The following is an 8,199-nucleotide window of genomic DNA, read 5'->3' on the forward strand; positions in this document are numbered from 1 at the left end:
AGACCACCTCCCCCCGGCCCTCAGCGCGGTCAGTTGAAGACCCGCACCGAGAGCGCCGACTGGTAGATCAGCTGCAGCAGGTCGCGGGTGATCTGGAAGCTCTTGGCCCCCAGCTGCGGCAGGACGATCAGCTCGTCGCCCGGGCGCGGGCCCTCGCGCGGGTCGAGGATGATCTGGCCGCTGGCGCGGCGGATCATCACCCCGCCATCGTCGCCGCGCTGGGTGTAGCCGCCGGCCGCCTTCACATAGTCCTGGATGGTCATGTTCGGGCGCCACAGGATGGCCTGCGGCGTCGAGACCTCGCCCGCCACCAGCACGGTGTCGGAGCGCTCGGGAATGACGATGGTGTCGCCATCCTCCAGCCGCACATTGGTGCAGCGCCCGCCATTGTCCATCACCACCAGCCGCCCCTCCGGCTCCAGCCGGCGGCCGCGCTGGATGTAGTTGGAGACGAGCTGCGCCTCGCTGGCGCGGATCTCGGCGACGCCGGTGGTGGCGGAGGTGGCGGTGAAGAGCTGCCGCTCCAGCCGGTCCAGCGCCTCGTTGATCGAGCGGCGCTGCTGCGCGGCGATGCGCTTGCGCAGCAGGTAAACCGAGCCGGTATCCGCCAGGTTCGGCTCCACCGCGACGTGGTCGAGCAGCTGGCAGAGGTTCATGTCGCGGTCGGCCACCAGCACCGAGGGGCCGATGCGGCTGCCCTCGACGAAGACGCGCACGGTGGGCGCCGGCGCGTCGGTGATGAAGGTCACCACGTCCTGGTCGAGCAGGGACTGGCGGCGCAGCGCCGGGATGTCGACATAGCGGGACCAGGGCTGGCCGTTGCGCGTGCCGCGGATGACGGCGTTGGTGGCCGCCGGCAGCGGTCCCGCGAGCTCCATCAGCTCGCCGCCGGCCATGGCGCGGTCCTTCACCTCGAAGAGGTAGTTGTTGCGGATCGCGCCATCGACCGAGACGGTGGGCCCCTGGCTGCCGACGACGATGGTGTCGCCATCCTGCAGCGTCAGGCCGGGCAGCTTGCCCTGCAGCAGGAAGGGGTAGAGGTCGATGCGGGTGACGGCCCGCCCGCCGCGGTTGACCACGATGTCGCGGTAGGAGCCGCGCACCGGATCGACGCCGCCGGCGCGCAGCAGGTAGTCCAGCACCGTGTCCGAACCCGAGCCGCGGTGGCGGCCCGGCAGCTTGACGAAGCCGGTGACATAGACGCCGATCTGGCTGGCCGAGAGCAGCACGGCATAGACCTGCACCTGCTGGGTGTAGATCCGCCGCACCTCGGTCTCGACGGTGCGCTGCAGGTCGCCGGCGCGGGTGCCGGCCAGGCGCAGCGGCCCGATCGAGGGCAGGAACAGGTTGCCCTCCGGGTCGATGGCGCCCATCACCTCGGCCTCCACCGGGCCCCAGACGCGCACGCTGACGCGGTCCCCCGGCCCCAGGCGGTAGTTCGGGTTGCTGGTCTCCGAGGGCGTCGGCGCCGAGCGGGCGAACAGCGCGGCGCCGAACACGGTGCGGCTGGGCCCGGCGGGGCGGAACGGCTCGGCCAGCGGCCCCTCGGCGGTGGCGCCGGCCTCCGCCTCGGTGGTGCTGCCGGCGCGGTTGATCAGGCTGGTGTCCGGCAGCAGCTGCGGCACGGTCTGCGGCGCGTTGTTGCCGCCCTGGGCCATGCCGGCCGGCACCGGCGCGCTGAGCAGGGGGTTCGACTGCGCCAGGGCATCGCCGGCGGTCAGCGCCGCCAGGAGGGCGGCGACCAGCGCACGGTTAGAGAGCATGTTCACGAATCCCCGCAGCCAGCATCCAGCCAATCCCGTACAGCACCGACAGCACCAGGAACATGCTGATCAGCATGACCCCGGCCTTCGGGTAGAGCGGGTACTCCGCCATGTTGGGCTGCACCACCCGCGCCAGGAAAAGCTGCTGGCGCTGCGCGTCCAGCCGCGCCGTCTCCAGCGAGGCGGTGGCGGAGGCAAGCTGCTTGTCGGCGAACTCGCGCTCCAGCATCAGCCGCTCATAGGTGGCCAGCTGGCCCGGCAGCGCCTGCCCGCCGAGCGTCAGCCGCTCGCGATGGCGGGCGATCTCGGTCTGCAGCGAGGCGATGCGGTTGCGCAGCGTGGCAATCTGCGGGTTGTCGTTCCGCATGTAGGAGGATTTCTCCTGCAGCTCGGCGCGGGCGGCGGTCAGCAGGCCTTCCAGCGCGCCGAGGCCCTCCAGCCCGATCTGCGCGCTGCGCGAGGGATCGACCGCCTGCTCCCGCTGGCGGAAGGTGGTGACGGCCATCTGCGAATCCCGCACCCGCTGCTCGGCGCGCGCCAGCTCCTCATGCGCCACGCGCAGGGTCTCCTCGCGCGCCTTGACGGAGAGGTCGTTGATGAAGGTCTCCGACAGGCGGAGCTGTTCCTCGGCGATACGCTGCGCATCCTCCGGCCGGAAGGCACGCGCCTGGAGGGTGATGATGCCGGAGGTCGCGTCATGCGAGATCGTGTTCATCCACTGATGGTAGATCTGCAGGAACTCGATCGGCGGGTCGGCGGTCCAGAGGCGGAACAGCAGGTCTGCCTCCGGCCGGCGGTAGAGGCCGGTCAGGTCGATGCTGCGATCCAGCGCCTTCAGCGCGTCCTGCGACCGCAGGAAGTCCCGCACGCTGAGCGCCTCCTCGGAGGATTGCTTGAAGCCGGCGGCGCCGATCATGTCGCTCAGCGACGAGGCCACCCGCGTCTCCTGCCGGCCCCGCACCAGGAAGCGGGTTTCCGAGACATACTGCCCGGCGGCGAAGCCGTAGAGGTAGAGGCCGGCGATCAGCGTCGGCAGCACGACGAGGAGCAGGTAGAAGCGCCGCCGCCACAGCATCCGCAGCCATGGCGACGATGAACGGGACGCGGCGGGGCGGCTGGCCGCCGCGCCGGTCATGCCCGGGTCAGAGACCCTGGTAGGCGGCGATAGCTTCATCAACGTCCTCGTAGAATTCCAGCATGCCGTTCCGCAGGATCGCGGCTGTCTTGCAGTACTTCTTCACATGCCCCGCATTGTGCGACACGAGCAGCATGGCCGCGTTGGCCCGCCGCACCTCCAGCACCTCGCGGCACTTGTTGGCGAAGCGGGCATCGCCGGTGGAGAGCGCCTCGTCCACCAGGTAGCAGTCGAAATCCACCGCGAAGGACAGGGCCATCAGCAGGCGGGACATCATGCCGGAGGAATAGGTCCGGACCGGCTCGCGGAAATAGGGACCGAGCTCGGAGAAATCGGCGACGAACTCCTCCGTCCGCTGCAGCGGCATGCCGTAGAGGCGGGCGATGAAGCGGGCGTTGGCGATGCCGGTCAGGCTGCTCTGGATGCCGTAGCCGCCGCCGATCGGCCAGGAGATCGACATCTCCCGCCGGATGCGGCCGCGGGTCGGCGCCTCGACGCCCGCGAAGATGCGCAGCAGGGTGGACTTGCCGGCACCGTTGCGGCCGAGGATGCCCACTTGGTCGCCCCGCCGGATGCGGGCATGCACGCCGCGCAGGATGTAGCGGTGCCCCTGCTGGCGGGACTCGAAGCGCTTCCAGACGTTCTCCAGCTCGATCATGCGGCGCTCAGTCCGACATCGACAGGCGCGGCCGCGCCGCGCGCAGCCCGGCCATGCCGAGGAGGTTCAGGCCAAGCACCCAGATCATCACGTAGCCGAGGTCGTAATGCGGCACGATGCGGTCGCCGAACATGGACCAGCGGTTCATCTCGTTGATATGCACGAGCGGGTTCCACAGCAGCATCTCGCGCACGTTCGGCGGCATTGTCTCCACCATGTAGAAGGGCGCGGAGATGGGCATGAGGATGTAGGTGAAGGGGTGCACCAGCCGCTCGGTGAACTCGACGAAGACCTGCAGCGAGCCCAGGAGCATGGCCAGCCCATGCCCCAGCAGCGCGCTCAGGACGAGGCCGAGGATCAGCTGCCCCGGATGATGCGGGATCTCTCCAATCGTCAGCATCCCCCCCAGGACGAACAGCGCGACCAGGGTCATGCAGACCAGCGTCTCCATGATGTTCCGCGCGATCATCAGGTCCAGCAGGGTGATGCTGCGGTGGAACAGGAGCGATATGTTGGAGGTGACGGCCGCCGCGCCACGGCTGGCGATGGAACGGAACATCAGGAAGGGCACGTAGCCCATGCCGTAGAACAGGAAGGTCGGCAGGTCGTTGGGCAGATGGCTGCCGCTCGCCCAGTGCAGGGCCGAGATCATCAGGGCCAGCATCAGCGGCTCGCCGATCAGCCAGATATAGCCGATCCGGCTGCGACCGAAGCGCGTCAGCAGCTCGCGCATGAACAGGGCGCTGATGACCCGGATCTGCGCCGCCAGGGGGCTGCTGGGCGCGCGGCGGGGCACATCGGCGATCACGGCCGGGCCACCGCCCCACCCCGCAGCAGCGGGCGCGCCGCGGCCCAGCCGGTCGGCTCCTCGCAATACAGCACCGGGCGCGAGGTGCTGCCGCTGCCCAGGGCCAGCTCACGGCAGGGCCGCCCGCTGGCGGCGTAATAGCTGCGCACCATCTGCACCCGCACGGGCGCCGCCCCCGGGGCCGGGGAAAGCGTGCTCTGCTCGCCCGGCCGTGCCTGGGAGGCAAAGACCGCCAGGGGCTCCAGCGGCCTCTGCGGCAGGGCCGCCGGCGTGGCGGCCGTCTGGCCACCTCCCATGCCGGACAGGGTATCGCAGCCGGACAGGACCAATGCGGCCAGCATTGGCACAACCAGGCTTGTCAATCGGCGAAGGCGGGCAGAGCTGCTCACAGACTGCCCCATCACGCAGGCTTGCGGACGTTCTTGCATGGGCGAAACCTAACGCAGTGCAAAGCGGCTGGCAAAACTCGCATGCTTGCGTGTGATGAATATATTTATTACGCGCACTGCGTTTGTCTTTCTTCCCCTTTGCGCGTGGGATGAGTTCGCTGACGGACCTCTCCAAGAGCATCGCCTTTCCGCAGGCCACGGCAGAGGAAGCCGCTCATCTGGCTGCCTTCTGGCCGGAATACCGGCTGGCCACGGCGGCCCAGGCCACGCTGTACGCCGTTGCGGCCGGTGCGCCGAGTCCCTCCCTGCCGCCGGCCACGGGCCTCATCCGCTATGCGCCCGGCCTGCTGCGCGCACCCCGCTTCGGGCCGCGCCAGCGGCCGGTGGCCCTGATGCCGTGCGGCCCGCTGCCCGCCATGCTGCAGGACGCCCCGCTGGCGCCTCCCCCCGTGGCCGACGCGGCGGCGCTGCACCGCGCCCGGCAGGCGGCCGGACAGGCGGTGCTCAGCCGGGCCGGCGGCGAGCCCTGCCTCCCCGATCCGGGTGCCGCCCGGCTGCGCATGCCGGCACGCGCCGCGGTGCTGGTGCTCGACCCCTGCGATCCTGCCCGGCTGCCGGCCGCCCGCGCCGCCCTGGCCTCGGCGCTGGCCATGGCGGCGGGGCGCCCCGTGCTGCTGGCACGCGACCCGGCCGCCCGGCCGGAGCTGCCGCCGCTGCTGCGCCCGCCGCCGGGGGCACGGCTGCTCAAGGTCCGCCTCTCGCCCTGGACCCTGCTGGACCTGGCGGAGGATCTGCACGGCGCCTCGATCGAGATGGCGCTGCTGGCGGCCGCCGCCGGGGTGCGGGTCTCGGGGCGGCTGCTGGACCCGGCGCCGCGCTGGGCCGCGCTGATCGCCGCCACCCGCTGTGCCGATCCCTTCCTGCAACGCCCCTGGCCCTTCGAGCAGGCGCTGGAGCAGCTGGCCCGGTGGCAGGCGGTGCAGCGGGAGAACCGGCAGGTGGCGGTGTGCCTGGGCATGGCGCCCTGGAAGCGCGCGCGCATCGCCGCGCTGTTCGCCCATGCGGGCGGCACCCCCGGCTTCACCGGCCGGCCGGAGCGGGCCATCGCCATCGCCCGGCGGCAGGGCGGCGCCATCGCCGCCTGGGCCGGCCGCGTGCCGGAGGGCTTCCGCGCCCGCTGCGAGGCCGAGGGTGTGCGGCTGCTGACGGTGGAGGATGGCTTCGTCCGCTCGCGCGGGCTGGGCGCGCGCTTCCTGCCCGGCGCCGCCTATGCGGTGGATGACCAGGGCGTCTACTACGACCCCGCCCGGCCCAGTGCGCTGGAGCATTTGCTCGCCACCGCCGACTTCCCGCCCGAGCTGCTCTCCCGCGCCGCGGCGCTGCGCGCGGCGATCGTGGCGCGCGGCATCAGCAAGTACAATCTGGCCGGCGCGGCGCCGGAGATTACGGCGCCCGCCGGCCGTGCCCGCCTGCTGGTGCCGGGCCAGGTGGAGGACGATGCCTCGGTGCGGCTGGGCGGCGGGCCGATCCGGGGCAACCTGGCGCTGCTGCGCGCCGTGCGCGCCGCGCATCCCGGGGCCTGGCTGGTCTACAAGCCGCACCCCGACCTCGAGGCGGGCTTCCGCAAGGGCCGCCTGCCCGCCGCGGCGCTGGCCGGCCTGGCCGACCAGGTGGTGACCGGCGCCGCCCTGCCCGCCCTGCTGCCGCAGGTGGAGGCGGTGCACACCCTCACCTCGCTCTCCGGCTTCGAGGCGCTGCTGCGCGGCGTGCCGGTGGTCACCTACGGCCAGCCCTTCTACGCCGGCTGGGGCCTGACCGAGGACCGCGCCCCGCCGCCCCGGCGCGGCCGCCCCCTGAGCCTCGACGCGCTGGTGGCCGCCACGCTGATCCTGTTCCCCCGGCAGGTGGACCCGGTGACGGAGCTGCCCTGCCCGCCCGAGCTGATCCTGGAGCGGCTGGACGACCCCGCCGCCTGGAAGGTCTCGCCCCTCACCGCGCACCGGGGCGTGGAGGGCTGGCTGCGCGGCTGGGTCTCGCGCCTGCGGGGGCTGCGCTGAGCGCGCCGGCCTTCCGCAGCGTCGTCATCAGCGGCGCCTCGCGCGGGCTGGGGGCGGCGCTGGCCTGCCGGCTGGCCGCGCCGGGGGTGCGGATCGGGCTGATCGGGCGGGACGCGGCAGCCCTGGCGCGCGTGGCGGCCGCCGTGGCGGCGCGCGGCGCCGAGCCCTGCCCGGCGGTGCAGGATGTGCGCGATGCCGGGGGCATGGCCCGGCTGCTGGCCGGCTGGGACGCCGCGGCGCCGGTCGATCTGGTGGTGGCCAATGCCGGCATCGCCGCCGGCACCCGCCCCGGCGGCGCGCCCGAGGGGCTGGCCGCGGCGCACGAGCAGGTGGCGGTGAACCTGCTGGGGGCGATGAACCTGGTGGAGCCGCTCTGGCCGGCGATGCGGGCGCGCGGGCATGGCCATATCGGGCTGGTGGCCTCGCTGGCCGCCTTCCGCGGCCTGCCGGACAGCCCCGGCTACTGCGCCAGCAAGGCCGGGCTCTGGGCCTATGGCGAGGCGCTGCGCGCCGGGCTGCGCCCCGCCGGCCTGCGGGTGACGCTGGTGGCCCCCGGCTTCTTCGACAGCGCCATGGGCGCCCGCTGGGAAGGCCCGCGCCCGCTCTCCATCAGCGCCGAGGCGGCGGCGGCGAAGCTGGAGCGCGCCCTGCGGCGGGGCGCGGCGCAGCTGGCCTTTCCCTGGCCGCTGGCCTGGGCGCTGCGCCTCTCGCCGCTGCTGCCGGCGGCCTGGGTGGATGGCTGCGTCCGCCGGATGGCGTTCCGCATTAAGGAAAGATAATTCTCAGCCGGGCGCGCGCAGGCAGTGCAGCCGGGCCGCGCCATGCTCGCGCGTGGCAAGCTCCGTGAAGCCGGCGAGCGGCCCCTCCAGCGGCAGCGCCTCCTCCCGCCCCGTCTCGGCCACCACCAGCGCGCCCGGCGCCACCCAGCCCGCCACGCCCAGGGCGGCGAGGGCGCGCGGCACCAGATCCTGCGCATAGGGCGGGTCGAGGAAGATCAGGCCGCAAGGCGCCGGGGGGCGCGGCGGGCGGGTGGCGTCGCCGGGCAGGATGCGGGCGCGCTCCCCCTCGCCGCAGGCGGTGATGTTGGCGCGCAGCACGCCCAGCGCCACGCGGTCCCGCTCGATGAAGCAGGCCGAGGCGGCGCCGCGCGAGAGCGCCTCCAGCCCCAGCGCGCCGGTGCCGGCGAAGGCGTCCAGCACCGCCGCCTCCTCCACCGCCGCGCGGCCGGCCCAGGGGGCGTGCCAGAGCATGTCGAACAGCGCCTGCCGCACCCGGTCGGCGGTGGGGCGGGTGGTGGCGCCGGGGGCGGCCTCCAGGCGGCGCCCCCGGTGGCGCCCGGCGATGATGCGCATGGCCTCAGCGCGGCTTGCGCGGGCCGCGCGGCCCGCC

Annotated in this window: 8 protein-coding genes; 2 read left to right on the forward strand and 6 right to left on the reverse strand. The window is 73.3% G+C overall.

The window, feature by feature from the left end:
- Positions 1-29 precede the first annotated feature (29 nt).
- Genes ACFOY6_RS18490 through ACFOY6_RS18510 form a run of 5 tightly spaced genes read right to left on the reverse strand, consistent with a single transcriptional unit; the run spans position 30 to position 4,705 of the window.
- Positions 30-1,763: a polysaccharide biosynthesis/export family protein gene (locus ACFOY6_RS18490; protein WP_379651889.1), complete on the reverse strand. Its 1,734-nt coding sequence runs from the start codon at positions 1,761-1,763 to the stop codon at positions 30-32.
- Positions 1,753-2,898, reverse strand: a complete 1,146-nt coding sequence (locus ACFOY6_RS18495) for a capsule biosynthesis protein (RefSeq protein WP_379651890.1) — start codon at positions 2,896-2,898, stop codon at positions 1,753-1,755. The genes ACFOY6_RS18490 and ACFOY6_RS18495 overlap by 11 nt, the downstream gene beginning before the upstream one ends.
- Before the next feature lie 7 nt (positions 2,899-2,905).
- Complete coding sequence (locus ACFOY6_RS18500; protein WP_379631478.1) at positions 2,906-3,556, reverse strand: ABC transporter ATP-binding protein; 651 nt, start codon at positions 3,554-3,556, stop codon at positions 2,906-2,908.
- Positions 3,557-3,563: 7 nt separating this feature from the next.
- A complete protein-coding gene (locus tag ACFOY6_RS18505) occupies positions 3,564-4,364 on the reverse strand; it encodes an ABC transporter permease (RefSeq protein ID WP_379651891.1) in 801 nt (266 codons plus the stop codon).
- Entirely contained in the window at positions 4,361-4,705 is a 345-nt protein-coding gene (locus ACFOY6_RS18510) for a DVU3141 family protein (protein ID WP_181378200.1), read from the reverse strand. Before ACFOY6_RS18510 ends, ACFOY6_RS18505 begins: the two co-directional genes overlap by 4 nt.
- Positions 4,706-4,902: 197 nt before the next feature.
- Between ACFOY6_RS18510 and ACFOY6_RS18515 the strand changes: the two genes are divergently transcribed.
- Together ACFOY6_RS18515 and ACFOY6_RS18520 are read left to right on the forward strand one after the other, a co-directional pair.
- Positions 4,903-6,810 (forward strand): capsular polysaccharide export protein, LipB/KpsS family, encoded by a 1,908-nt coding sequence (locus ACFOY6_RS18515; protein ID WP_379651892.1) that lies wholly within the window; start codon positions 4,903-4,905, stop codon positions 6,808-6,810.
- Between the two features lie 26 nt (positions 6,811-6,836).
- Complete coding sequence (locus tag ACFOY6_RS18520) at positions 6,837-7,589, forward strand: SDR family NAD(P)-dependent oxidoreductase (protein WP_379635759.1); 753 nt, start codon at positions 6,837-6,839, stop codon at positions 7,587-7,589.
- Positions 7,590-7,592: 3 nt separating this feature from the next.
- Here ACFOY6_RS18520 and rsmD read toward each other — a convergent pair whose 3' ends face one another.
- The gene (gene rsmD / locus ACFOY6_RS18525; RefSeq protein ID WP_379651894.1) at positions 7,593-8,162 is read right to left on the reverse strand and encodes a 16S rRNA (guanine(966)-N(2))-methyltransferase RsmD; all 570 of its coding nucleotides are present in this window, start codon (positions 8,160-8,162) and stop codon (positions 7,593-7,595) included.
- Positions 8,163-8,199 lie beyond the last annotated feature (37 nt).

The organism is Teichococcus aestuarii, assembly GCF_042651065.1.
Taxonomy (GTDB): Bacteria; Pseudomonadota; Alphaproteobacteria; order Acetobacterales; family Acetobacteraceae; genus Pseudoroseomonas; species Pseudoroseomonas aestuarii.